This window comes from Xenophilus sp. (assembly GCF_044462705.1).
Lineage (GTDB): Bacteria > Pseudomonadota > Gammaproteobacteria > Burkholderiales > Burkholderiaceae_C > Xenophilus > Xenophilus azovorans.
In genome coordinates this window covers 1-24,878 of sequence record NZ_JBIQNC010000054.1, presented here as the reverse complement: position 1 = coordinate 24,878, position 24,878 = coordinate 1, and the positions used below count along the sequence as shown (strand labels likewise).

At 64.4% G+C, this 24,878-nt stretch carries 23 protein-coding genes and 1 pseudogene; 12 read left to right on the top strand and 12 right to left on the bottom strand.

The annotated features are described in order from the left end of the window. The first annotated feature begins 55 nt into the window (after positions 1 to 55). The 12 genes from ACIY1X_RS10745 (at position 56) to ACIY1X_RS10690 (ending at position 17,682) form a co-directional block, all read left to right on the top strand. Complete coding sequence (locus ACIY1X_RS10745; RefSeq protein WP_399680435.1) at positions 56 to 955, top strand: plasmid partitioning protein RepB C-terminal domain-containing protein; 900 nt, start codon at positions 56 to 58, stop codon at positions 953 to 955. Next, a complete protein-coding gene (locus ACIY1X_RS10740) occupies positions 952 to 1,836 on the top strand; it encodes a plasmid partitioning protein RepB C-terminal domain-containing protein (RefSeq protein WP_174782227.1) in 885 nt (294 codons plus the stop codon). The genes ACIY1X_RS10745 and ACIY1X_RS10740 overlap by 4 nt, the downstream gene beginning before the upstream one ends. Next, entirely contained in the window at positions 1,837 to 3,201 is a 1,365-nt protein-coding gene (locus ACIY1X_RS10735) for a hypothetical protein (RefSeq protein WP_399680433.1), read from the top strand. It begins immediately after the preceding gene. 273 nt (positions 3,202 to 3,474) lie between these two features. After that, complete coding sequence (locus ACIY1X_RS10730) at positions 3,475 to 4,371, top strand: WYL domain-containing protein (protein WP_399680432.1); 897 nt, start codon at positions 3,475 to 3,477, stop codon at positions 4,369 to 4,371. Positions 4,372 to 4,434: 63 nt separating this feature from the next. Then, on the top strand, positions 4,435 to 4,641 hold the full coding sequence (locus tag ACIY1X_RS10725) for a hypothetical protein (RefSeq protein WP_399680430.1): 207 nt from the start codon (positions 4,435 to 4,437) through the stop codon (positions 4,639 to 4,641). Positions 4,642 to 4,674: 33 nt separating this feature from the next. After that, the gene (locus ACIY1X_RS10720; RefSeq protein WP_399680429.1) at positions 4,675 to 8,217 is read left to right on the top strand and encodes a helicase-related protein; all 3,543 of its coding nucleotides are present in this window, start codon (positions 4,675 to 4,677) and stop codon (positions 8,215 to 8,217) included. A 211-nt stretch (positions 8,218 to 8,428) separates the two neighbouring features. Beyond that, the gene (locus ACIY1X_RS10715; protein WP_399680428.1) at positions 8,429 to 9,049 is read left to right on the top strand and encodes an NYN domain-containing protein; all 621 of its coding nucleotides are present in this window, start codon (positions 8,429 to 8,431) and stop codon (positions 9,047 to 9,049) included. A gap of 9 nt (positions 9,050 to 9,058) precedes the next feature. After that, positions 9,059 to 10,111, top strand: coding sequence for a hypothetical protein (locus ACIY1X_RS10710; RefSeq protein WP_399680427.1), 1,053 nt, complete (start codon positions 9,059 to 9,061; stop codon positions 10,109 to 10,111). Further along, entirely contained in the window at positions 10,112 to 13,003 is a 2,892-nt protein-coding gene (locus ACIY1X_RS10705) for a DUF1156 domain-containing protein (RefSeq protein ID WP_399680426.1), read from the top strand. It abuts the gene before it with no gap. A 10-nt stretch (positions 13,004 to 13,013) separates the two neighbouring features. Continuing rightward, on the top strand, positions 13,014 to 15,884 hold the full coding sequence (locus ACIY1X_RS10700) for an ATP-binding protein (protein ID WP_399680424.1): 2,871 nt from the start codon (positions 13,014 to 13,016) through the stop codon (positions 15,882 to 15,884). Continuing rightward, a complete protein-coding gene (locus ACIY1X_RS10695) occupies positions 15,881 to 16,834 on the top strand; it encodes a toll/interleukin-1 receptor domain-containing protein (protein ID WP_399680422.1) in 954 nt (317 codons plus the stop codon). Before ACIY1X_RS10700 ends, ACIY1X_RS10695 begins: the two co-directional genes overlap by 4 nt. A 20-nt stretch (positions 16,835 to 16,854) precedes the next feature. After that, complete coding sequence (locus ACIY1X_RS10690) at positions 16,855 to 17,682, top strand: three-Cys-motif partner protein TcmP (protein ID WP_399680420.1); 828 nt, start codon at positions 16,855 to 16,857, stop codon at positions 17,680 to 17,682. Here the strand turns inward: ACIY1X_RS10690 and ACIY1X_RS10685 are convergent. The 12 genes and pseudogenes from ACIY1X_RS10685 to ACIY1X_RS10630 all read right to left on the bottom strand — a co-directional run. Then, positions 17,679 to 18,425, bottom strand: coding sequence for a DUF5131 family protein (locus ACIY1X_RS10685; protein WP_399680418.1), 747 nt, complete (start codon positions 18,423 to 18,425; stop codon positions 17,679 to 17,681). The two genes, ACIY1X_RS10690 and ACIY1X_RS10685, sit on opposite strands and share 4 nt — an antisense overlap. Positions 18,426 to 18,438: 13 nt before the next feature. Beyond that, positions 18,439 to 18,774: a helix-turn-helix transcriptional regulator gene (locus tag ACIY1X_RS10680; RefSeq protein WP_042427091.1), complete on the bottom strand. Its 336-nt coding sequence runs from the start codon at positions 18,772 to 18,774 to the stop codon at positions 18,439 to 18,441. A 75-nt stretch (positions 18,775 to 18,849) separates the two neighbouring features. Continuing rightward, positions 18,850 to 18,972, bottom strand: coding sequence for a hypothetical protein (locus tag ACIY1X_RS10675; protein WP_399680416.1), 123 nt, complete (start codon positions 18,970 to 18,972; stop codon positions 18,850 to 18,852). Positions 18,973 to 18,979: 7 nt separating this feature from the next. Continuing rightward, positions 18,980 to 19,477 (bottom strand): hypothetical protein, encoded by a 498-nt coding sequence (locus ACIY1X_RS10670; RefSeq protein WP_399680414.1) that lies wholly within the window; start codon positions 19,475 to 19,477, stop codon positions 18,980 to 18,982. Next, on the bottom strand, positions 19,474 to 19,947 hold the full coding sequence (locus ACIY1X_RS10665) for a lysozyme (RefSeq protein WP_399680413.1): 474 nt from the start codon (positions 19,945 to 19,947) through the stop codon (positions 19,474 to 19,476). The genes ACIY1X_RS10670 and ACIY1X_RS10665 overlap by 4 nt, the downstream gene beginning before the upstream one ends. Positions 19,948 to 19,979: 32 nt before the next feature. After that, complete coding sequence (locus ACIY1X_RS10660) at positions 19,980 to 20,207, bottom strand: hypothetical protein (RefSeq protein WP_399680411.1); 228 nt, start codon at positions 20,205 to 20,207, stop codon at positions 19,980 to 19,982. Beyond that, positions 20,204 to 20,503, bottom strand: a complete 300-nt coding sequence (locus tag ACIY1X_RS10655; protein ID WP_399680410.1) for a DUF6127 family protein — start codon at positions 20,501 to 20,503, stop codon at positions 20,204 to 20,206. The genes ACIY1X_RS10660 and ACIY1X_RS10655 overlap by 4 nt, the downstream gene beginning before the upstream one ends. A 79-nt stretch (positions 20,504 to 20,582) precedes the next feature. Continuing rightward, entirely contained in the window at positions 20,583 to 20,804 is a 222-nt protein-coding gene (locus ACIY1X_RS10650) for a hypothetical protein (protein ID WP_399680408.1), read from the bottom strand. Next, entirely contained in the window at positions 20,797 to 22,725 is a 1,929-nt protein-coding gene (locus ACIY1X_RS10645; protein ID WP_399680406.1) for a hypothetical protein, read from the bottom strand. Before ACIY1X_RS10645 ends, ACIY1X_RS10650 begins: the two co-directional genes overlap by 8 nt. 3 nt (positions 22,726 to 22,728) lie before the next feature. Further along, positions 22,729 to 23,118 carry a hypothetical protein gene (locus tag ACIY1X_RS10640; protein WP_399680404.1) on the bottom strand — a complete coding sequence of 130 codons (390 nt, stop codon included), beginning with the start codon at positions 23,116 to 23,118 and terminating at the stop codon, positions 22,729 to 22,731. Next, the gene (locus ACIY1X_RS10635; protein WP_399680403.1) at positions 23,115 to 24,095 is read right to left on the bottom strand and encodes a hypothetical protein; all 981 of its coding nucleotides are present in this window, start codon (positions 24,093 to 24,095) and stop codon (positions 23,115 to 23,117) included. The genes ACIY1X_RS10640 and ACIY1X_RS10635 overlap by 4 nt, the downstream gene beginning before the upstream one ends. A 3-nt stretch (positions 24,096 to 24,098) precedes the next feature. Next, positions 24,099 to 24,878, bottom strand: a pseudogene (locus tag ACIY1X_RS10630) (hypothetical protein); the annotation flags it as partial.

The window sequence follows — 24,878 nt, the reverse complement described above, 5'->3', positions numbered from 1 at the left end:
AGAACGCCCAGTTGGCTGCATGACTTGATGTACGTGGAAACGAGGCAGGGTCAGCATGAGCAAAATGCACCACGCCACCGAGCTGCAAATGATCCCGGTCGATCAGATCGCGGTGCTCAACCCACGCGACCGCAACGGCCGCGTGTTCGAGGAGATCGTCGGCAACATCAAGAACGTCGGCCTGAAGAAGCCAGTCACGGTCACGCCGCGAGACGATCTGGAGGATGGCAAACACTTCCTGCTGATCTGCGGCGAAGGCAGGCTCAAGGCGTTCAAGTCGCTCGGCGAGACGCAGATCCCGGCGCTGGTCGTGAACGTCAACGACGAGGACGCCTTCATCATGAGCCTGACCGAGAACATCGCCCGCCGGAAATACAGTGCGCTGGAACTGCTGATGAGCATCGAACAGTTGAGCCAGCAGGGCTACGACAAGCGCGTCATTGCCCAGAAAACCGGCCTGAGCCTCGACTACATCAAAGGCATCCTGCTCCTCTTCGAGAAGAGCGAGGAACGCCTGCTGGCCGCCGTCGAGGCCGGAAGGGTTCCGCTCAATGTCGCCATCACCATCGCGGGCGCAAGCGACGAAGAAGAGGTGCAGGCCGCGTTGCAGGACGCCTACGAAAGCGGCCAGTTGCGCGGCGGGCAACTGATGCAGGCGCGGCGCGTACTTCAGCGGCGCAGCACCCTGGGCAAAACGCTGGCCCATCGGCCAGCGCGCAAGGGCGCGTCCGTCACTACCTCCAGCCTCGTGCGCAACTACCAGCACGAGGTCGAGCGGCAGAAGCTGATGGTCAAGAAGGCCGAATTCACCCAGCAGCGCCTGCTGTTCGTGATCGAGGCGCTGCGCCAGTTGCTGGCCGACGAGCACTTCTCCAACCTACTTCGCGCCGAAGGCCTGGACACCTTGCCCAAGCAACTGGCCGAGCGCGTCTGGGCTGGAGGTCACGCGGCATGAGTCGCCCGCCGCTGGGGTTCATCCCAGAACCGATCACGCTTGCGCTGGATCGGATTCTGCCGTCGCGCAAGACGCCGGAGGGCTTGAATACCTCGCGCAAGTTCAAGCAGATCATGGCCTCGATGGAAGCGGTCGGACTGATCGAACCCCTGAGCGTGGGCAAGGCGGACAAGGTGACCGGCCAGCACATCCTGCTCGACGGGCACATGCGCCTGCTGGCGCTGCGGCAGCTCGGCTACGTCGACGCACCGTGCCTGATCGCTACCGACGACGAAAGCTACACCTACAACAACCGGATCAACCGCATCTCGTCCATTCAGGAGCACCACATGCTTCGGCGAGCGGTCGAGCGTGGCGTTTCGCCCGAGCGGCTGGCCAAGGCGCTGAACGTGGACATCAGCCAGATCCACAAGAAGGTGAGCCTGCTCGAAGGCATCTGCCCGGAGGCGGTCGAGATGCTGAAGGATCAGCACTTCTCTGCCAACCTCGGTTCGGTGCTGCGCAAACTCAAACCGACCCGGCAGGTCGAGTGCGTGGAATTGATGCTCACTGCCAACAACATGACGGTTGCCTACGCCGAAGCCCTTCTCGCAGCCACGCCGCCGCACCTGCTGGTCAGCGAGAAGCGGCCGCGGAAGATATCCGGCGTCACGGCGGAACAGATGGTGAAGATGGAGCGCGAGATGGGAAACATCCAAGGGCAACTGAAGCTGGTCGAAAAATCCTACGGTCAGGACGTGCTGCTACTCGTGCTGGCGCGCGGCTACCTCGGCAAGCTGATCGACAACAAGGCGGTGTTCCGTTTTCTGTCGCAGCGCCAGCCTGACGTGCTGGCCGAGTTCGAGAACATCATCCAGACCGTGGCGCTGGACGGAAAGTGAATGCGACGGATCGGCGATGCTATTCACCGACCGCACGCCACATCACCGCCGGACGATGCCGATGACGGCGGAGAGGCGGCGATGGTCGCGCATCGCAATGCGCCCGTGGCCGATCCGGCGTGCCTGTATGGCCTGATCGGCGACGTGGCCCATGCCGGCAGCGAAGGCACGGAAACCAATGCAGTCGCCATCGCCGCCAACTTCATGGCCTATCTGTCCTGCGCGGTCGGGCGCGGCGTGTACCTGCCTGTCGGCAACACCCGCCACCACGCGCGGCTGTTCTGCTTGCATGTCGGGCGCTCGGGCCGTGGCCGCAAGGGTGACGCGGTGTCGCTGGTGCTGCGCATCGATCAGGCGCTACGCGCGATGAACGAAGGCTTCGCGCCGCAGATTCATCGCGGCGGCCTGTCCAGCCGCGAAGGGTTGGTGGCGCTGATGCACGATGGTTATCGGCAAGGCCGACTAGAGGTGCCCGCCATCGAGGACAAGCGGCTGTGGGTGGTCGAATCCGAATTCGCCAACGTGCTGCATCAGGGACGGCGCGACGGCAACACGCTGTCGGCGGCGCTGCGCGATTGTTGGGATGGCGTCGATCTGAAGCCCGCCACCAAGTCGAACCGGCTTTACGCCAGCCAACCACACGTCTGCCTGAGCGGCGCGATCTCGCCCAGCGAACTGACGAGCCTGATGAGCGCCCGCGATCTCACCAACGGCTTCGCCAATCGCTTCCTGTTGATCTGGGCCGAGCGCACGCGGATGCTGCCCTTCCCGAAGGAGACGCCGCAAGCAGTGGTCGAGGATTTGGCGCGTCGAACATTGGAGGTGCTGGCCTTCGTTCGCGCCGACCGGCACGACCAGCGCGACCACCTGCGGATGGAACTGTCCCCACAGGCGCAATGGTGCTACGCCCAGCTATACCGGGGTGAGCTTAACGACGATCTCGGCGACGGCGCGGTCGGCGCGTTGCTGGAGCGACGCGCCCCGATGCTGCTACGGCTGGCGATGCTGATGGCGATGACCGATCTGCAAACCCGGATCGATGCTCAGCACATCGACGCGGCGATGGCGTGGATTCGCCACGCCACGGCATCCGTTCGGTTCGTGTTCGTCAGCGCCGCCGAGGAAGCGAAGCTGGCGCAGGTGCTGGAATTGTCGAACCGCGTGCTGGCCTTCCTGCGCGAGCGCGGTCAGGCCACGCGCAGCCAGATCAGCGCGGAGTGCTTTCGGGGCAAGGTGACCAAGGCGCGGATCGACGCCAGTCTGGAGCACCTGTTGGCCAGCACGCCGCCCAGGATCAGCGTGCAGTGGGTTGAGCGCAGCGACGGTGCGCCAGGGACTCCCACGCGGGTGTATCGGCCAGCGTAGCTGCCCCGAGGGCTCATTTCGCTCGTTTCGCTGCGCCGAACCGCCCGCAAGTGCTTGTCGGGCTTCTCATTTCGCTGGTTTCGCTCATTTCGCCGCCCTCTCTCTGGAGAGGCGAGTGACCGGCGACCCTCGTTCCAGATCGGAGCCATATCGCCGCCTCGCCAGAAAGTCGTCATCATTTTACGACTGACACAGACTTATTTTCATTCTGTTTGACGAACTGTTTTGATGCGTATATGCTCCGCCAAAACATAGGAAAACTCCCACGCCACCATGTCCAGCGACCGCCTCTCAGGAATGTCTCAAGCGCAACGCGACCGGCTCGCGTTCGTCGAGCTGCGCCTGCGCTTCATGGGCGAAATCCGCCGTCAGGATTTGGTCGCGCGCTTCGATATCCAAGCGGCGGCGGCTACGCGGGACATTGCCCAGTACAAGGAACTGGCCCCGGGCAACATGGAGTACGACACCAAGGGCAAGGTCTACGTGCGAGCCGCGTGGTTCCGGCCCTTGTTCGACTTCCCGGTCGAGCGGGTCTTCACATGGCTGTCCCAAGGCTACGGTGATGCCGAGCCTGCGCGCTTTCGGGGTGTCATCGCCACCGAAGGCACCAGCCTGCCGGGCCGGGTCGATCTGGAATTGCTTTCGACTCTGACACGCGCCATCCACCGGGGCGCAGCCGTCAAGATTTCCTACCGCGCCCTGTCCAGCGGCCTCACCACCCGCGAGATCGTGCCCTTCGCCTTGGCTGACAGCGGCTTGCGCTGGCACCTGCGGGCCTTCGACCGCCGCAGCGGCGAGTTCCGCGACTTCGTGCTGGGCCGCTTCGACGACGCCAGCATCTTGCCGGGCGAGGTCGCCGACCACGAAACCGCCGCTCAGGACATCCAGTGGAACCGCATCACCGAGCTGGAGCTTGTGCCGCATCCGGCCAATGTGCAGCACCCCGACACCATCGAAGCCGAGTACGGCATGGAAGGCGGCGTGCTCAAGGTGCGCACCCGCGCGGCAATGGCGGGCTACCTGCTGCGCCGTTGGAACGTGGACTGCACCGACGACCACAGCCTCAAGGGCGGCGAACACCACCTGTGGCTGCGCAACCGGCAGGCGCTCTATGGCGTCACCAACCTCGTTCTCGCGCCGGGCTACGACGCAGCCAGCAAGGAATGGTGATGAACATGGCGCTCTGCTTCAACCCCGCCCCCAAGCACGCTTACGCCCGAAAGGAGTTTCATCATGGCTAAGACCCCGTCCAATCACGGGAAGCAATGGTCGCCTGCCGACGTTTCGCAGCTTAAGCAGCTCGCCAAGCAGAACACGCCCACGCGCGTCATCGGCCTCAAGATGGGCCGCACGGAAGATGCCGTGCGCGCCAAGGCCAGCGAAGCCGACGTTTCGCTCAAGCCCACCAACCAGTCGCCCTACAACCGGCGCAAGCCCTGAGCGACAGTCGGAACGAAGACGAAGGGGCGCGCCGTGTTGAAGCTCGAACAGATCCAGAAGAACGCAGCCATCTCGGGCTTGGAGCCCGGGCAGGTGGTGCGCATCGTCACGACCGAGCCTGTCGGCGACAACGCCCTGACCGTTTACTACAAGACCGCCGACGGCACGCTGCGCGAGCGGATGCTGTTCCGCACCGACGAAGCGAACCTGTCGCTGGCCGAGTCGGGCCGCCCGTGGGCCTTCGATGCGCCGGGCGACGCCTTCAAGCTCGCCGCCGAGGCCTACCGCATCAATCTGGCCCACCTGTTCGATCCGATGATGGCCGTCCACACCTCGAACGTGGAGCCGTTGCCGCACCAGATCACGGCGGTCTATGAGTCCATGCTGCCGCGTCAGCCGCTGCGCTACGTGCTGGCCGACGACCCCGGTGCGGGCAAGACCATCATGGCCGGGCTGTTCATCCGCGAGCTGTTGATGCGCGCCGACGCCAAGCGCGTGCTCATCGTCGCGCCCGGCTCGTTGGTCGAGCAGTGGCAGGACGAAATGTTCGAGAAGTTCGGCCTCTCGTTCACGCTGTTCTCGCGTGAGCAGGTCGAGCAGTCCCGCAGCGGCAACCCCTTCGACGACTTCGACCTGCTGATCGCCCGCGTCGATCAACTGGCGCGATCCGAAGACCTGCAAGAAAAGCTCATGCTCACGCAGTGGGACTTGGTCGTCGTGGACGAAGCCCACAAGCTCTCGGCCAGCTACTTCGGCAACAAGGTCAACAAGACCAAGCGCTTCCTGCTTGGCGAGACGCTGGGAGCCATCACCCGCCACTTTCTGCTGATGACGGCCACGCCCCACAACGGCAAGGAAGAGGACTTCCAGCTCTTCATGTCGCTGCTGGATGCAGACCGCTTCTACGGCAAGTTCCGCGATGGCGCACACAAGGTCGACGTGGCAGACCTGATGCGCCGCATGGTCAAGGAGGACATGCTTCGTTTCGACGGCACGCGCCTGTTTCCCGAAAGGCGCGCCTATACCGTCAACTACAAGCTCTCCGACCCGGAGGCTGCCTTGTACGCAGCGGTCACGGACTACGTGAAGACCGAGTTCGCCCGCGCTGACCAACTGGCTGATGGTGGCCGCAAAGGCACGGTCGGTTTTGCTTTGACCGCGCTGCAACGGCGGCTTGCCTCCAGTCCCGAGGCCATCTACCAGTCGCTCAAGCGACGCCGCAACAAGCTCAAGCGCCGCGTCGAGGACGAAAAATTGCGCCAGCGTGGCCAGGCGCTGGCAGAGACACTGAATGGCAGCAACGGCCTGCCCGAGGACATCTGGGACTCCGCCGATGACCTTCCATCCGAGGACTATGAAGCGCTGGAAGAACGGTTGGTCGATCAGGCCACGGCCTCCCAAACTATCCCCGAACTCGAAGCCGAAATCATCATCCTCGAAGGGCTGGAAGAGCAGGCCCGGCAGGTCGTCCATTCCGGCCAAGACCGCAAGTGGGACGAACTCTCCCGCCTGCTGCAAGACACGCCGGAGATGCACGACGAAGCGGGCCGCCAGCGCAAGCTCATCATCTTCACCGAACACCGTGACACGCTGAACTACCTTGCGGTCAAGATTCGCGGCCTCATCGGCAGCGAGGAAGCCGTGGTGATGATCCACGGCGGCGTCAAGCGCGAGGAACGGCGCAAGGTGCAGGAGCTGTTCCGCAACGATCCGACCGCGCGCGTGCTCATTGCCACCGACGCGGCGGGCGAAGGCGTGAACCTGCAAAACGCCAACCTGATGGTCAACTACGACCTGCCGTGGAACCCCAACCGGCTGGAGCAACGCTTCGGTCGCATCCACCGCATCGGCCAGACCGAGGTCTGCCACCTCTGGAACATGGTCGCCTCTGAAACCCGCGAGGGCGACGTCTTCCAGCGCCTGTTCGAGAAGCTCGAAGTCGAGCGCGCGGCGCTGGGCGGGCGCGTGTTCGACATCCTCGGCGAGGTGTTCGAGGAGAAGAGCCTCAAGGACTTGCTGATCGAGGCCATCCGCTACGGGGCCGACCCCGAGGTGCGCGCCCGCCTGCTCAAAAAGATCGAAGGCGCGCTCGACACCGATCATCTCGAAAACATCATCAAGCGCAACGCCCTGTGCGAAGAGGTGATGGACGAGAGGCGCCTGTTCGCCGTCAAGGAGGAAATGGAGAAGGCCGAGGCCCGCAAGCTCCAGCCCTTCTTCATTCGTGCCTTCTTCAACCAAGCCTTCGCGGCCTTGGGTGGCGAACTGCGCCCCCGCGAGCCGGGCCGCTTCGAGATCACCAACGTCCCCGCCATCATCCGCGAGCGCGACCGCCAGATCACGGGGCGGGATCGCCGCAACGCCGACCCGGTGCTGCGCCGCTATGAGCGCGTCTGCTTCGAGAAGCAGTACGTGCGCTTGACCGACCGTGTGGGCGCGCCGATGGCCAGCCTGCTGCATCCGGGCCACCCCTTGATGCAATCGGTCACCGACATCGTGCTGGAGCAGCACCGCAACAAGTTGAAGCAAGGCGCGGTGCTGGTCGATCCGAGCGACTTAGGCGTCACGCCCAAGGTGATGTTCATCATCGACCACCGGGTCTTGGAAGGCCAAGACCCCAGCCGCGTCGCCTCGCGGCGCATGCAGTTCGTGGAGATCGATGCCGCAGGCACCACCATCAACGCGGGCTGGGCACCGCATCTGGACTTGGAGCCGCTCGACGCTTCCGACATGCCGCTGATCCAAGATGTGCTGGCCGCGCCGTGGATCGCCAAGGATCTGGAACACGCTGCGCTCGCCCACGCGGGCAGCCACCTCGTGCCCGAACATTTCGACGAAGTGCGCTCGCGGCGCGAGAAGTCCGTGGACAAGACCTTGGCCGCCGTTCACGAGCGGCTGGTCAAAGAGATCAACTTCTGGTCAGACCGCTACATCAAGCTGCAAGACGACATGGCCGCAGGCAAGGACGTTCGCCTGACGCTGGAGAACGTCCGCCGCACCATTGATGACCTGACGGCACGCCGCCAGTCGCGCGAGAAGGAACTGCTGGCCCTGCGCCATGTGGTCTCGGCCACGCCGGTCGTGCTGGGCGGCGCGCTCGTCATCCCGGCAGGGCTGCTGATGCAGCGCAAGGGTGTCCCCGCCGAACAAGGCGGCTGGTCGGCGGACGCCGCTGCCCGTGCCCGTGTCGAACAGATGGCCATGCGCGCGGTCATGGAGGCCGAACGCGCGCTGGGCCATGACGTCATCGACGTCTCGGCGCAGAAGTGCGGCTGGGACGTGACCAGCCAGCCCAAGCCCGTGGATGGCCGCCTGACCACCTCGCGCCACATCGAGGTGAAGGGCCGTGCCAAGGGCCAGTCCACCATCACGGTGACCCGCAACGAAATCCTCTACGGCCTGAACCAGGCAGACAAGTTCATCCTCGCCATCGTGCTGGTGGACGGGGACAGGCACGAAGGCCCGTTCTACGTCCGCCAGCCCTTCACGCAGGAGCCGGACTGGGCCACAACCAGCATCAACCTCGATCTGGGCCAGTTGCTGGCCAAGGCCGTCGCGCCGGGGGCTTCGCTGTGATGGCCTTCCGGACGCCCCAAGACCAAGAGAAACGCCTCCGCGTGGGAGGCGTCGGGCCAAGGCTGCTCGCCTTGGCGGGGCACAAAGGAAAACGCCTCCACGAAGGAGGCGTTGGGCCGGAGATGCGATCTCCGGTGGGGTTTATGGCGCGAATCCTACACGCAACCCGTGCCTCTGTCAAGGTGGACTTGGCCTGTCGGGAGCAGCGCCGATGAGCCGGGTTGTCGCCTACGTGGATGGATTCAACCTCTACTTCGGCCTGCGCAGCAAGGGCTGGAAGAAGTATTACTGGCTGGACTTGTGTGCCTTGGCGACCACGCTGCTCAGGCCCGACCAGACGTTGGAGGGCGTCCACTACTTCACCTCGCGCATCCGTGCCAACGGGCGCAACGTCTCCGACATGCAGCGCCAGACCGCCTACCTCGAGGCGCTGGACACCTTGCCCAAGCTCCAGTCGCACTTCGGCCACTACCTCGAAAAGCCCAAGCAGTGCCGCCAGTGCGGCGCGCAGTGGATGGACTACGAGGAAAAGATGACCGACGTCAACATCGCCATGCAACTGCTGGCCGATGCCTATGACGACCGCTTCGACACGGCGTTGCTGATCTCTGCCGACAGCGACCTCACCACGCCGGTCAGCGTCGCTCGCGCCAAGTTTCCCGGCAAGAACATCATCGTCGCCTTGCCGCCCAACCGCCGTTCGCACCAGCTCACACAGGCCGCCAGCGGCAGTTTCATCATCAACGAAACCGCTTACCGCCGCAGCCAGCTTCCGGCTCAAGTGCAGCGCGCGGACGGCTTCGTCCTCCAGCGCCCCGCGCATTGGCGATAGGAGGATGTCATGACCCATCACGACATCTTCGACTCACTGACCCGCAACGCCTTCGACTTCTTGGAGCGTGGCATCGTGGAGTTCGACCAGACGCCCAAGTATTCCGTCATCCACTTCTGCGCGGCAGTGGAGATGCTGCTCAAGGCGCGGCTGATGAAGGAGCACTGGTCGCTGATTGTCTCCAAGCCCGAGCAGGCCAATCTCGCCAAGTTCATGGCCGGGGACTTCATCTCGGTCACGCTGGAAGATTGCAGGGCGCGGATTCGTGATGTCGCGGGCGAGGACATCGGCGACGAAGCCTACAGCAGCTTCCGCGCGCTGGCGAACCATCGCAACAAGATGGTTCACTTCTTCCACAACGGGCTGGAAAGCGACGAAAAAGCCAAGGCGCAGATCGTCGCCGAACATTGCCGTTCGTGGTTTCATCTGCATCGCCTGTTGAGCCGGTGGAACGGCTACTTCCACGACTTCAGCGGCGAAATCGCCCGCGCGGATCGGGCGATGAAGGGCCACCGGCAATACTTGGCCGCCAAGTTCAAGGCGCTTGCTCCGGAACTGGACGCCGTGCGGAATGCGGGTGGCAAGCCGAAAGCATGCAGCGCCTGCGGCTTCAAGGCCGCCATACCGGACGCCTTTGACGATCAGATCGCGTCGCTGCGCTGCCTGGTGTGCGACCACGTTGAAACGCAGGTCGAACTCGATTGCCCGCACTGTAGTGAACCCATCGTCATTGCGACCGAGGGCTACGCAACTTGCGAGCACTGCGGGAAAGCTATCGAGCCAGAGCATCTGGCGGATGCGCTGACGGATCACGATGCAGCGCACATCGACATCAAGGACGGGGACGACCGCTGGGAGCCTGCCAACTGCGGCAACTGCGAGGGCTATCACACCGTAGTCAGGCGCGGCGACCGCTACTTCTGCGCGAACTGCTTCGACATCTCGGATGGCATCGAGCAATGCCAGTGGTGCAACGAATACAACACCGGCGATATGGAACACAGTTACTCGGTCGGCTGTAGCCATTGTGATGGCAAAGTCGGCTGGGAGAAGGACGACTAAATGAACAACAACATCAAGACACCCAAAAAACTAATCGAAGTCGCCCTGCCACTCGATGCCATCAACAAGGCCGCCGCGCGCGAAAAATCCATCCGCCACGGCCACCCCAGCACGCTGCACCTGTGGTGGGCGCGGCGTCCGCTGGCGGCGGCGCGGGCGGTCATCTTTGCGCAGATGGTCAACGACCCCGGCTACCAGCAGGGCGGCGGCTTCCGCTACGGCGTCAACAAGGAAAAGGCGCAGGCCGAGCGCGAGCGGCTGTTCAAGATCGTCGAAGACCTGGTGCAGTGGGAGAACACCAACAACGAGGAAGTGCTGGAGCGCGCCCGCGCCGAAATCCGCCGCTCGTGGCGTGAGGTCTGCGAACTGAACAAGGGCCACCCCCAGGCCGCCGAACTGTTCAACCCCGACAAGCTTCCTGCCTTTCACGACCCCTTCGCGGGCGGCGGCGCGCTGCCGCTTGAGGCGCAGCGTCTGGGCTTGGAGAGCTACGCCTCCGACCTCAATCCCGTGGCCGTCACCATCAACAAGGCCATGATCGAAATCCCGCCGCGCTTCGCGGGCCGCGCGCCGGTGGGTCCGCGCGTGCCGGGCGACAAGCAGGGGAAGTTGAGCGAGGACTGGTCGGGCGCAAAAGGGCTGGCCGAGGATGTGCGCCGCTACGGTGCGTGGATGCGCGCCGAAGCCGAGAAGCGCATCGGCCATCTGTATCCGCAGGTCGAGATCACTGCCGAGATCGTGAAGGAGCGGCCTGACCTCAAGCCGTTGTTGGGCCAGAAGCTCACGGTCATCGCATGGCTGTGGGCGCGCACGGTCAAAAGCCCCAACCCGGCGTTCAGCCATGTGGATGTTCCGCTGGCTTCCACCTTCATCCTCAGCAGCAAGGCAGGCAAGGAAAGCTATGTGCAGCCCGTGGTCGAGGGTGACAAGTACCGCTTCACGGTGAAGGTGGGTGAACCGCCACAGGAGGCGGGCGACGGCACCAAGGCTGCCGGTCGTGGCGCGAACTTCCGCTGCGTGCTTTCGGATACGCCCATCGGCGGCGACTACATCAAGGCGGAAGGGCAAGCTGGGCGTATGGGCGAAAGGCTGATGGCCATTGTTGCCGAAGGCGTTCGAGGTCGTATCTATCTCGCGCCGACTCAAGAACACGAGGATGCTGCGCGGCAAGCACAGCCTGCGTGGAAACCATCGGGCAATGTGCCTGCACGACTTACCGGCGGCACCTGCGTTCCCTATGGCCTGACCGAGTGGAGCGACCTCTTTACCCCACGCCAACTGGTAGCGCTGACCACCTTCTCGGATTTGGTGGGCGAGGCCATCGCCAAGGTCAAGGCCGATGCCATTGCCGCCGGACTGCCCGACGACGGTGAACCACTCGCCAAAGTCGGCTCTGGCGCAACGGCATATTCAGAGGCAGTGGGTGTCTATTTGGCCTTTGCCATTGACCGGCTTGCAATGACGGGCAATAACTTGGTCAGATGGAACGGCGTTGGGGAGAAGGCGCAGCATAGTTTTGGGCGACAGGCATTCCCAATGCTGTGGGACTTCGCAGAACCAAATTTTCTCGCCGATGCCACTGGCAGTCTGTCAGCCGGTATTTTCTACAGCCACGACCCGCTGCCACTACTGCCGACCGAGACGGCGGGTATCGCATCCCAACTCGATGCACAGTCTCAAACTGTCAGCAAGAACAAGGTCGTTTCAACTGATCCGCCCTACTACAACAACATCGCTTACGCAGACCTCTCGGACTTTTTCTATGTCTGGCTGCGCAAGTCGCTACGCGAAATCTTCCCTGAACTGTTCGCCACACTGGCTGTGCCAAAGGCGGAAGAACTTGTTGCCACGCCTTATCGGCATGGAGGCAGAGAACAGGCAGAAAAGTTCTTCCTCGATGGAATGACGGCTGCGATGCACAACCTCGCAAGACAGGCGAGCCAAGCTTTCCCCGTCACCATCTACTACGCCTTCAAACAGTCTGAAACCAAAGACGAAGCAGGAACCTCAAGCACCGGCTGGGAGACATTTTTGCAAGCGGTTTTGGATGCGGGCTTCGCAATTACTGGAACATGGCCGGTTCGGACGGAAATGAGAACTCGGCAAGTTGCGATGGATTCCAACGCCCTTGCCTCCAGCATCATCCTCGTCTGCCGCCAGCGCCCAGCCGACGCACCCACGGTCAGCCGCCGCGAGTTCATCCGCGAACTCAACGCCGTACTGCCAGAGGCGCTGGACGAGATGACGCGCGGCGGCGTCAATTCACCCGTCGCGCCGGTGGATTTGTCGCAAGCCATCATCGGCCCCGGCATGGCCATCTTCAGCCAATACGCCGCCGTGCTGGAAGCCGACGGCACGCCCATGAGCGTGCGCACTGCGCTGCAACTCATCAACCGCTTCCTCGCCGAAGACGACTTCGACCACGACACGCAGTTCTGCCTGCACTGGTTCGAGCAGCAAGGCTGGGCCACCGGCAAATACGGCGACGCCGACGTGTTGGCCCGCGCCAAGGGCACCAGCGTCGGCGGGCTGCAAGCCAGCGGCGTGGTGGATTCGAGCAAGGGTGAACTGCGCCTGCTCAAGTGGGCCGAGATGCCACGCGACTGGCAACCCGAAAAGGACGCACGGCTCCCGGTGTGGGAGGCGTTGCACCAACTGATCCGCGCGCTGAACCAAGACGGCGAATCCGTCGCTGGCGCGCTGCTCGCTCGCATGCCCGCTCGCGCCGAACCCATTCGCGCGCTGGCCTACCGCCTCTACACCCTGTGCGAACGCAAGGGCTGGGCGGAAGAAGCGCGCGCCTACAACGAACTGGTCACCGCGTGGAGCGCCATCGAACAGGCCGCTGGCGAGGCGGGCGTGCTCGGCTCGCAAGCTCAACTGGACATCTGAGGGGAAGAACATGGCATTGAAACCTTGGCGCGAAATCGCGGAACCGCACTCCGATGTGCGGGAAGGCAAGTTCCAGCAGGCCGAATTCGCCGCCGACCTGTCGCGCGTGCATGCGGGCACGGCCAACGCGGAATACCAGAACCCGGCGCTGTTCTTCCAGCGCACCTTCATCACCGAAGGTATGCGGCTGTTGCTGGACTCGGTGGTCAAGCGCCTTGCAGGCCAGGGCGGCGACCCGGTGATCCAGCTTCAAACCGCGTTCGGCGGCGGCAAGACGCACACCATGCTGGCGGTCTATCACCTCGCCAAGGGCGAAGCACCGGCCAGCGACCTGCAAGGCGTGCCCGCCATCCTCGACGCAGCGGGCGTGACCGAACTGCCCAAGGCGCGCATCGCCGTGCTCGACGGCATCAAGTCCTCGCCCAATCAGCCGGTGGTGAAGGATGGGCAGGATGGCATCCGCACGACGGTTCGGACTCTCTGGGGCGACTTGGCATGGCAACTGGGCGGAGCCGAGAGCTACGCGCTGGTGGCGGATGCCGACGCCTCGGGCACGTCGCCGGGCAAGGACGTGCTGGCCGATCTGCTGGCCCGCTACGCGCCCTGCGTCATCCTGATCGACGAGCTGGTGGCCTATGTACGCCAGTTCGAGGAAGGCAAGGCACTAACAGGCGGCACTTTCGATTCCAACCTCAGCTTCGTGCAGGCGCTGACGGAAGCCTTGAAGGCCGTGCCGACCGCCGTGTTGCTGGCCTCGCTGCCGGAATCCGCCAAGGAAGCAGGCAGCCAGCGCGGCGAGAAGGCGCTGGCTTCTCTTTCGCACTACTTCGGGCGCATCCAGGCGCTGTGGAAGCCGGTGGCGACCGAGGAGGCGTTCGAGATCGTGCGTCGGCGGCTCTTCAGCAACATCAACGACAAACTGGCGATGGAGTCGGTCTGCCGCTCGTTCGCGGACTACTACATCGAGAACCGCGACGACTTCCCGCAGGAGACGCAGGACAGCAAGTATCTGGAGCGGCTGACGCACGCTTACCCGATCCACCCTGAGGTGTTCGACCGCCTGTACGAGGACTGGTCAACGCTGGACAACTTCCAACGCACGCGCGGCGTGCTGAAGTTGATGGCGAAGGTGATCCACCGGCTGTGGAAGGACGGCAACAACGACCCGCTGATCATGCCTGGCAGCTTTCCGCTGATGGATGCCGACACGCTGAACGAGGTGCTCTACTACCTGCCGCAAGGCTGGACGCCGGTGATCGAGCGCGACGTGGATGGTGAGCGTTCGGAGACGTGGGAGATCGAGAACAAGGACACCCGCTTCGGCAGCGTGCAAGCCTGCCGTCGCGCGGCGCGCGCCATTTTTCTGGGCAGCGCGCCCAGCACGGCAAACCAGGGCGTGCGCGGTCTGGAACTAGAACGCGTGATCCTGGGCGTGGCCCAGCCCGGCCAGCAGCCCAACTTGTTCAAGGACGCGCTGCGGCGCTTGGGCGACCGGCTGCACTACCTGAACGCCGCCAACAATCGATTCTGGCTGGACACGCGCCCGAACCTGCGGCGCGAGATGGAAGAGCGCAAGCGCCGCTTTCAGGACAAGGAGGACGTGTTCCCCGCCATCCGCGAGCGCGTGCAGCGCAGCTTTGCCAGCGGGGTGTTCGGCGGCATCCACATCTTCACCGGCAGCGGCGACGTGCCCGACGACTGGGCGCTGCGGCTGGTGGTGCTGCCGCCGGATGCGGCCTTCAGCAAGAGCGGCCAGAGCCTGGCCATCGACCGCGCAACCGAGATTCTGAAGAAGCGTGGCGACCAGCCCCGTTTCAAGCAGAACCGCCTGATCTTCGTGGCGGCGGACTACGACAGTGTGAGCCGCCTGAAGGATCATGTCCGCTCGCACCTCGCGTGGCGCAGCATCGTCGGTGACTACAAGGACAACCGCATCGTCCTCGACAACCTGATGGCCAAGCAGGCGCAAGCCAGCCTGGATCAGGCCGAGGAAACGGCGCGGCGCATGATCCGCGAAACCTACAAATGGCTGGTCGCGCCAGTGCAGGAAGCCCGCCCCGGCAAGGGGCTGTCCGAAGTGAAGTGGGAGCACTTCCCGCTCAACCCCGGCGCGCAGAACTGGTCGCAGGAAATCGAGCGCGTGCTCAAGGAAAACGAACTGCTCATCAGCGAGTGGGCACCAATCCATCTGGCCAAGGTGCTGAAGGACTGGTTCTGGAAGGACGATGCCAAGGACACCAGCGCCCTCAACGTGTGGCAGCAGAGTTGCCAGCAGCTTTACCTGCCACGCCTGAAGGACGACGCGGTGTTCCAGACCACGATGGGTGCAGGTGCGGACAGCCGCGAGTTCTTCGGCTTCGCGCAGGGCAAGGAGCCGGATGGCGACAAGGTGCGCTATGTGGGCTTCAGCTACGGCAAGCGCACGTCGCTCATCATGGACTCGTCGCTGCTGCTGATCGAACCGCTCGCCGCAGCCGCTTACATGGAGAGCCTGCGTGCGGCCGAGGAAGCGTCCCGTGCCAGCGCCGCCAATGCAGAAGGCTCTGCGACGACGGTCTTGGTGACGGGTGACGGAAAAACTCCGCCGCGCGTCGAGGACTCCGGCCAGAGCGGTACTTCGACCGGCAGCGGTGCATCGAGCGCCAAGAAGCAGTTCTACGCCAGCATCGACCTTGATCCGATTCAGGCCAAGCGGCAGTTCGCCGACGTGGTGGACGAGGTGGTGCAGCAGTTCACCCTGCGGCCCGGCGTGAAGGTGCGGATCGCCATTGAGATTCAGGCGGAATCGCCGACCGGCTTCGACGATGGCCTTCAGCGCGCGGTGAAGGAGAACTGCAACGTGCTGAAGTTCAAGAGCGCGGAATTCGAGGCGGGCGAATGAACGCGCCCAAGGTCTTCGTCAGCCACGCCAGCGAGGACAAGGATCGCTTCGTCGTCGAGTTCGCGCGGCGTTTGCGCGAGAACGGCGTCGATGCGTGGCTCGACCAGTGGGAGATGAAGCCGGGCGACAGTCTGGTAGACAAGATATTCGAGGAAGGACTGAAAGAGGCGCGGGCTGTCATCGTCGTCCTGTCCAAGGTCAGCGTTCAGAAGCCTTGGGTTCGGGAAGAACTGAACACCTCGGTGGTCAACAGGATCAGTCGTGGAACGCGGCTGATCCCCATCGTCATCGACGATTGCGAGGTGCCCGAAAGCCTGCGATCCACCCTCTGGCAGAAGGTCGATGACCTCGCCCGCTACGACCAGAGCTTGCAGCGCATCCTGTCGGCGATCTTCGACGTGGACGACAAGCCGACCATCGGTCAGCCGCCCGCCCGGTTCTCCGGGCCTGCACCCTTGATCTCCGGCCTGACGCGGGTTGATGACTTGGCCTTGCGCGTCATTGCGAGAGTGCAGATCGACGAGGACGCCGGTCTTGTGGATTGGGATCGGCTGCGCGCGGAAACGGCGCTCAAAGATGTGCCGCAGCAGGAACTGCTCGACTCGCTGGACATTCTCGAACAGCACTACTACATCAAGATCGGGCGCGTTCTCGGCGCGCCGCTGTCGCATGTCGTTCTGACGGACTACGGCTTTCAGGAGTTCGCGCAGGCGTATGTCGATGGCTATCAGGATGTGGTTGGCCGGATTGCCGCGCTGCTGGTCAACGAGGATGTCCGCCAGAATGAAGAACTGGCAACGCGGGTCGGCAAGCCCCGCGCCTTCGTCGACTTCGTGCTGAACCTGCTGGAAGGCAATAATCACATCAAGGTTTCCAAGTACATAGGTGGCCAGTCCCATGTGTGGGATGTCTCTGCATCGCTGCGTCGGGCGATCCAGCAGGCGCAATAAACCGATGCGGGGGGGACACGATGGGAAAACTGATCGATGGGGACGATGGCCTGCCTGCGGAAGAAGTGGGCGTCTGGGCGAAGGAGAAGCACGACTACCTGTGCCGCTACATCGACATTTCGCGCAGCACCCGCGCGAAGTTTCTTGGCCCTGGCAAGGCAGGCGCGACCTACATCGATCTGTTCTGTGGGCCGGGCCGATGCAAGGTGCGGGACTCCGGCGAGTGGATTGACGGCGGGGTCGTCGCCGCGTGGAAGAAAAGCAGGGAAGGCAATGCACCGTTCTCGCAGGTCTTCATCGGCGACCTCGATGTCCAGCGACGTCAAGCCGCCGCAACCCGCCTGCGCAACTTGGGCGCACCGGTGGTCGAGGTGGACGGTGCCGCCGTCGATGCCGTGAAATCGGTGACCGCCCAGCTCAACGCCTACGGCCTGAACTTCGCGTTTCTCGATCCGTTCGATCTGGCGGCCTTGAACTTCGACATCATCGTCGCCCTGTCATCGCTCACGCGCATCGACATGCTGGTTCACATCAGCCAGATGGACTTACAGCGCAACGTCGTGACCTACGCGACCACCGAGAACTCGCCGTTCGACACCTTCGCACCGGGATGGCGCGACAAGGTTTCCACCCTTCAGGGGCAGCAAGAACTCCGGCTGCAGATATTCCAGTTCTGGCGCGACAAGGTGGCGGGCCTCGGCGTGTGGCCTTCCACCGACATGAAATTGCTGACCGGGGCAAAGAACCAGCCGCTGTACTGGTTGCTGCTTGCAGCCAAGCACGAACTCGCCCACAAGTTCTGGGCCACGGCCTCGAACGTCGAAGGCCAAGGCGCGTTCAATTTCTAGGGTTGCGCGGCCGCTTCCGGGTAGTCGTCCCATGTGCGGCCACGGAAGACGCGACCGTTCGCCTTCTTGTGGCGCTTGACGCCGTCCGCGCCCCAACCGCCCCACTGCTTGAAGAAGAACGCCGCGCCAGCGGCCTCGGCCTGCACCTGCACGTTCGCCACCCACTCCTCGCGCATCGGGCGCGCCTTGTGACCTGATTCGCCACCCACGATGACCCAGTGGATGTCGCTCAGGTTGATGCGGCCCAAGTCCTCCAGCAGCGGCTCCACCGAGAGGAAACGGATGTGCGCGTCCACCTTGCGCAGATGGTCGATGCGCGGCACGCCGTACTTCTTGTCCTCCACCGATACGCCCAGCCACACGTTCTGCGGGCAAGCCCGGCGCGCGAAATACTCCGGCAGGCGCTCGGCGCGCTTGGTGAGGATTTGGTAGGTGTGGTGCGGCGTGGTCTCGATGATCGAGAACACGCGGTCGAGGAACTTGTCCGAAACAGCCTCGTGGAACAGGTCGCTCATGCTGTTCACGAAGTACGTGGTGGGCTTCTTGCGCAGCAGCGGCTGCTCTAGCCGGTTCTCATGCACGGTGAGCTTGAACTCGTTTTCGTAGCCGGGCGCGCCCATCGCGTGCAGCCGCCGCGCCATCACTTCGGCATAGCAGTGCTTGCACCCCGGCGAGACCTTGGTGCAGCCGGTGGTCGGATTCCACGTCTGCTCCGTCCATTCGATGGTTGATTGCGTTGCCATACGGCCTCCTATGTCATTGCGGCGCAGCGCCCGACGAACGGGCCTGCGCGTTTTCGGACGCGAAGGCGTCCACCAAGCGGGATAGCGCCGAGCGCACTTGACCCAATTTCGGGTCGGCCAAGGATTCGCGCACGCGGTCGGCGAGCTGTTCCGCCGACGGCGCCGCCTCGCCCTGGGCGGTATGCACCAGACGCATACAGCGGTTGATGACGCTGATCGGCGGACTGGCCTTGCCCCGTTCGTACTTGCTCACCATCGACTGATCGACCTCCAGCAGATCGGCGAATTCCTTCTGACTGCGCCCATTGCGCGCCGCCCGGATGAGTTCTTCAACGCTCTCGAAAGCCACGATCTTGCCTATCCTGATAATGCACCTAAAGCATAGTTTATCCTGAATATGCTTGTTGCGCCTAGATATGGGCCGTCAGCCAGCCGTGGATTGCCGGATCAGGGGCGTCTCAGCCTCGCGCCGCGCCGCGAAGCCGAGCAGCACCTTCCCGTTGCTATAGACCCCGCGTCGCAATTCAGGCTCGATGGTCTGCTCCACGGATTTCTCACCTCGCGGTGGCAGCCATCTCCCTGACCCATGCCTGCAACGCCCTCAGTTGCTCGGCGTTTTCATGGCAGGACTGGTAGTTGCCTGCGACGGTTCCGGCGACGGCAGAGAGCGCAAGGCCTGCGGCGGGCGCATCAGCATCTCCGGCGGGCTTGGGCAGCTCACCGGCGGCGGCAGCGTCGTGCAGGCGCACAAAGCCACGGTTGATAGTGCAAGCAGCATCGGCTTCAACGGGCACATAGACGAGAACCTCCTTGATGATGGTGTCGCCCTTTTCGCGGACGACGCGGACGCGGTCGACGTACTCGGTGACGACCTTGACGGTGGCTTGCGCCTGACGCTCGCGCACAGCGGTGGCTTGCAGGGTTTGCTGCTGGACGGCGGCGTCCCATCGAGCTTGAACGTGGCTCGCCCCCCTGATCCAGCCAAACCCGATCAGCGCAACGGCCAGCGCAGCCAATGCCAGCAAGCGGTACGGCCAAGGAATCAGGCTCATGGCGATTCCCCGATGCACTGGCGGTGCTCGGCCCGACGCCGAGTGGCCAGTCCGCCGCACAGCCGCGCATTGGCGGGCAGCGCACAATCCTTGCCCTTGAAGAAGCGCCAGCGCAGCAACTCGGCGCAGGCTCCGGCGTAGTCCTCGGCGTTGAGCTTCTTCACCAGCGTGGACTTGCAGAACGCGCTGCTGCCGACGTTGTAGGAGAAGCTCACCAGCGCGTCGTACTCGTGCTGGGCCAGCGGCACGGTGACGCAGGTCTTGAGGGCACCCTCGAACCCCTGCACATCGGTAAGCGCCCGCGCCAGCGCCTTCTGCGGCGTGGTGGTGTCGCCCAGCTTCACGCCGGTGGTGGTGCCAAAGCCGATGGTCGGCACATCGCCCTTGACCGGAATTACTGCGCGGTCGGTGTAGCCCTCGTGCAGCACGATGCCGACCAGCGCGGCGGCGGACAGTGTCAGCGCAGCCACGGCCTTGCGTGATGTTGGCGTGGGTGGCCGGATCATTGGTGCATCTCCGGCTGCGCCACCAAGCGGGCAATGGCCGCGCCGATGCTGGCGCTGAAGGCCAGCAGCACGAATACGCCGCGCGGCAGAACGTCACCGAACAGCGGCACCACCACTTCTGCCGCCGTGAAGCAGGCGGCGACGATGGACAGGCGAATGCTCCACGCGCGGCGCGCGATCTTTCGCCAATCGTCGAGCAGGCAGAGTTTCGGCTTGGCGGTCATGGCGCACCTCCGGTCAGCTTGAGCTTGATGGCGGCACCGACCAGCAAGGCGGCCAGCAGGCCCGTGGTGGCGACCTTGATGACCGTGCGCCACACGGTGCGACGGGCGTCGCGCCACGCTTCGAGCAGATCGCGCAGTTCGCGGATGTCGCGCGCGGCACTGCCGTTCTCCAAACCCAGATGGGCGAGGCAACGCTCGGCCCCGCGTTCGGCAGCGCGGTCGAGCAGGTCTTCGAAGTCCTCGCGGCGCAGAAGCAGCGTGTCTTCCACGGGGACAGGTTTGGCTTCTTCGGTCATTGCGGTTCTCCAGAAAAACGAAACCCGCCCAGCGCGAACTGGACGGGTTTCAGGGTTGAAACGAGGGTTGGGGTTGAAGCTAGATTTCGATGATCTCCAGAGGCAGCGAAGGCGCGATGCCTTCGATCACCTCGTCGCGCACGAACACGGTCTGGCCCACGATGGCGTCGCCGCGCGCGCGGATCAGGCCGCCGCCGGGCAGCACGATCAGCGCGACGCCGGAGCCGACTTCGAGCACGGTGCCCGCTTGCAGCGGTGCATCGGGCAGCAACTGGCGGAACTGCTGGTAGATGTTATGCATGGCTCTCCACTCCGAGGGTCTGCCACACCTCCGGCAATCCGGCCTCGACGCGCGTGGAGCGCACGATGCCGAGCCGCGCCACGCCGCCGTCCTGATAGGCGACGAACGCACCCGGCTCGATGATTCCGGTTTCGGGCAGCACCGGCAGGCGCAGCGTCACTTCGATCTGGCGGCCCGTATCGGACAGTTCGGCGATGCCGCGTTGCCGAGCGGCAGCGGCTTCGGTGATGAGCGCATCGACGACCATCGGTGCGAGCGCGTCGCCCGCCGTGCCCGCGCGCGTGACCTGGCCGAGCACGCCGGTGCTTTGCCCGGCGACGAACACGCGGTTGTAGGCGGGCTTGTCGATCCAGCGCAGCGATTCGCGCGCGACGACATCGACGGGCAGCACGTAGTCCGGCGTCACGTCGTCCCACCAGTCCCACGGCACCACCGGATAGCGATGGCGCACGCGCAGCATCTTCTCGGACGGATGCGGCAGCAGGTAGCCGCCCGCTGCGTCGACGATGGTGGTCAACGCCTCGATCCACGTCCCTTGCTTGGCGAACACGCCCGTGGGCACCAGCCAGTCGGTCAGCGCCCAGTCCACGTCCCAGCCCAGCGGGATGCCGTTGAAGGTGAGCACGTCGTCCATCAACTGCCGCGCGCTGCGCGGCTGGGTGTTGGCGAAAGCGATCACCGGCGCGTAAGGGGCAGCGAGCGCCGCGCTGCGACCACGCCCGGAGATGCGAATGCTGGCGTCGCCGAATGTGCGCTCGCGGCTCAGGTTCTCGGCGAGGACATGGAACGCGGTGCCGTTGACCGTGGCGATCAGCTCGACCGGCGATGCACCCCCGGCGGGCACGACCAGCGATTCGGCGATCACCGGCAGCGTGGCCTCGAAACCCCACGCCCACGAATCGGCATCCAGCGACAGCGACAAGCCGAGCACCGGCACTGGCGTGCCATCGGGCCAGTGCGCCAGCGTCACCTCATTGATCACGAAATACACCCTCCGGTTGGGCACGAGCACCGACCCGTCGTTCGGGTTGTCGTGCTCGCAGACGAACAAGAGGTCGCCGTCGATGGCGGCGTCCCCAATAAACAGTAGGTGTGCGTTCGGCGTGTAGCAGACCGGAGTCACCGGCGGCACGAACGGCACCGGCGGATGGCGGCCCGGCAGTGGACGCATCGCCGCCTGAAAGAACGCCCTCCACCAGCGGCGCAGGTAGGCCGCGTTCTGGATTTCCTCGGTGTGGAAATGCCCGGTGTGCCGCCGCGCCTCCTCGTACCGCGAGGTGCCCATGAACCGGCGGTCACGCCAGCCGTCCTGATGCCCGACGGCCCAGCGCGGCCATTCGGCGCGGACGGACTCCTCGAAGGCCGAGCTGCGTGCCGTGCGTAGCCGGATCGCGTCCGCGTGGCCCGCTCCCGCGCCGATTTGCACCGGCACGGCCTCTTGGTGCCACGCCCGGTTGGCCACGGGCGCGCGCACGCGCGTGCTGTGGCGTCGGTACTCTACGCCCGCGACCCGTGGGCCAGCCGCCTGCCACGGCGCGCGGGTGGGCGCGTGTTCGCGCACGGTGGCCTCGCGCCGATCCTCGGCCCCGGCGTCGTGGCTGGCGGCATGCCGCCAGCGGGTGGAGCTCTGGCCGGTGACCGGGCGCACCGCATAGGATTGGTAGCGCCCCTCGGCCACCAGTTCCAGCGGCGGGAAGGCTCCCGCCAGCGCCACGTCCGTCACCGGCACGGCCTGCGCCGCGAACACCAGCGCGGGCAGCGTGGCCGCCAGCGCCGCGCCCGCCAGCGTCCCCGTGCTCGCCACAAAGGTGAGCGGTGGCAGGTTCGCCAGCAGCGTCGCCTTGGCGTCGGGGATGGCGGTGGCGGTGAAGCTCAGTTCCGGCAGCGTCGCGGCGAGAATAACATCGCCGGGTTCGCTCATGGACTACCCCAGCAGGCCGGACACGATACGGGTGTAGCCCCCGGCGTAGAGCGTGGTGGACGGCAGGCGCAGTTCGCCCGTGCCGTTCAAGTCGGACACATCGCAATCCCACGCCAACGCGCCGTCGCCATTGACGATGCGCGCCCACGTCGCCTCGCCGCTGGTTTCGATCAGGGCTTCGCCGGTGGGCGTGATCGCCAACAGACCATCCTCGACCTCGCCGATGGGCTCGACCAGCACAATGGTCGCCAGCAGGTCGCCTTCCGGTTCCTCGCCGAAATCCTGGCGCTCGCCGCCGTAGATCTGGACGCGGGCGTTTTCGGTGCCGATGGCGAGGAAGTTGATGACGGCGTTGAGGCGGTAATCGTTGAGCGCGGTGGAAATCTGGATCACAGGGATAGCTCCGTCATGGGTTGCGTGCGCAGGTTGTCGGCGACGACCGCGCGGTTCTGACGTTCGTGGTCGAAGGCGATGACGAGGTAGCGCGGCTCCGCGTCGATGTGGTCGAACGAATACGCACCGTTAGCCGCGTCGCTCCACGTCTCGCGCACCACGACGTAGGTGGTTTGGTCGATCAGCAGCACGCGCCGCCGCAGCGGTTCATCGGCGATCACGCCTTTCACGCGGTGCTTCACCGTGCCCGCGATGCGGTGGCCGCCGTGGTAGTAGTGGTTGCGTTTGCCGAGCAGCATTCGCAGTCCGCGATGGAAGTAACGTTGCGCCGCCGCGTTATCGGGGACGAGGACGCGATGTGCAAGCGCGACGGGCAGTCGACGATGCGCGGGAACCGGCGCGTCTTCCAGCCCGCTGCCCGTGTCACCGGCCACCCGGTGCAGGCGCAGCGTGATGCCGTAGCCGAAGATGCAAGGCCGGAGTGACGAATACCACCGCTTGTAGTCACGCCAGACGACTTCGCCATCGACCGACAGTTGCAGCAGCCACACGCCCAGATTGGCTTGGCGCTTCACGTCCAGCCGCAGCGTGCGGCGCGCGCCGACCACGGCCCAGCCCGCCCATGCTTCGGTGATTTGCTCGTATTCGGAGCCGCCGCTCGTCCAGTACGAGTGTGCCCAGTTGTTGCTGTAGACGCACAGGCGATGCCCTTCATAGGTCGCCACGCCCGTCCAGAGCCAGAAGCCAAAGTGCGGTGGCGGCGATGCCGATGCGACGATCTCCACGTCCATCTCGAACCAGAAATCCGTGGTCAGCGGCGAATCCGACAGCCGCCAGAAGTTCTGGGCGTTGTTGAACACCAGATCGGCGGCCTGCTGTTCCTCGTTCCACGTTGCCGTGATGCCACCGTAGCCGCCGTTGCTGGCGAAGCCGGATGGGATGCCGGTGACAAAGTCCTGCTCGAACGGATACGCCATCGCTCACGGTCTCCACGGCCCGGTGATGTCGAACATGAAGCCGCTGGTGTTTCCTTCGCTGCCGTAGTCCATCGTGACGTAGAGGAACTTGCGATCCTCGTAGCCGATGACGTTGTCGATCATCGCCAGATGGCCGTAGGGCTGGTTCTGATGCACCCAGAACATCCCCGGCAGCGTGCCGCGCAGATGCCCGCCGCTGGCTTCGCGCAGGTAGATCGGATGGATGATCAGGCCGTAGTCCGGGCCATTCGGGAACGGAATGCTGCCGGAGCGACCGGAGACGTTCTGGTTGTTGCCGTCGTTGAGCGAGAACATCCCGAGTCGCACGTTGCCGCCGATGCCCGTGTAGTCGCGCATGCAAATCTTGCCGGTGGTGTCCAGCGAGTAGGCCGAGTCGGCATCCTGCGAGGGATAGCTGCCGCCGGTGTAGCTCACCTGTTGATACCGCTCGGAGGAAATCAGGTAGGACGCAAAATTGTCGCCAGGCTTGTAGCTATCGAAATCGGTGAAGGCGTGCAGGATGCGTTTGTCGCCACCGTAGCCGGACGAGTTGGTGAGGAAGAAGCCCCGGTCGTCGCCGACCAGCACCCAGCTTCGGCCCCAGTTGCCGTTGTCGCCGGAATTCTCGTTGTAGGAATTGCGCGCGTAGTACCACTTGAACCAGCCCGCGTACATCGCCGTCCCGCTGCCGGTCGGCACCTCGTTGCGCGTCGGCGCACCCGGCGTATACGGCGCTTGCGCCCCGACGAAGGTGTCGATGTCCGCCATCCCTTCGGCGATGGT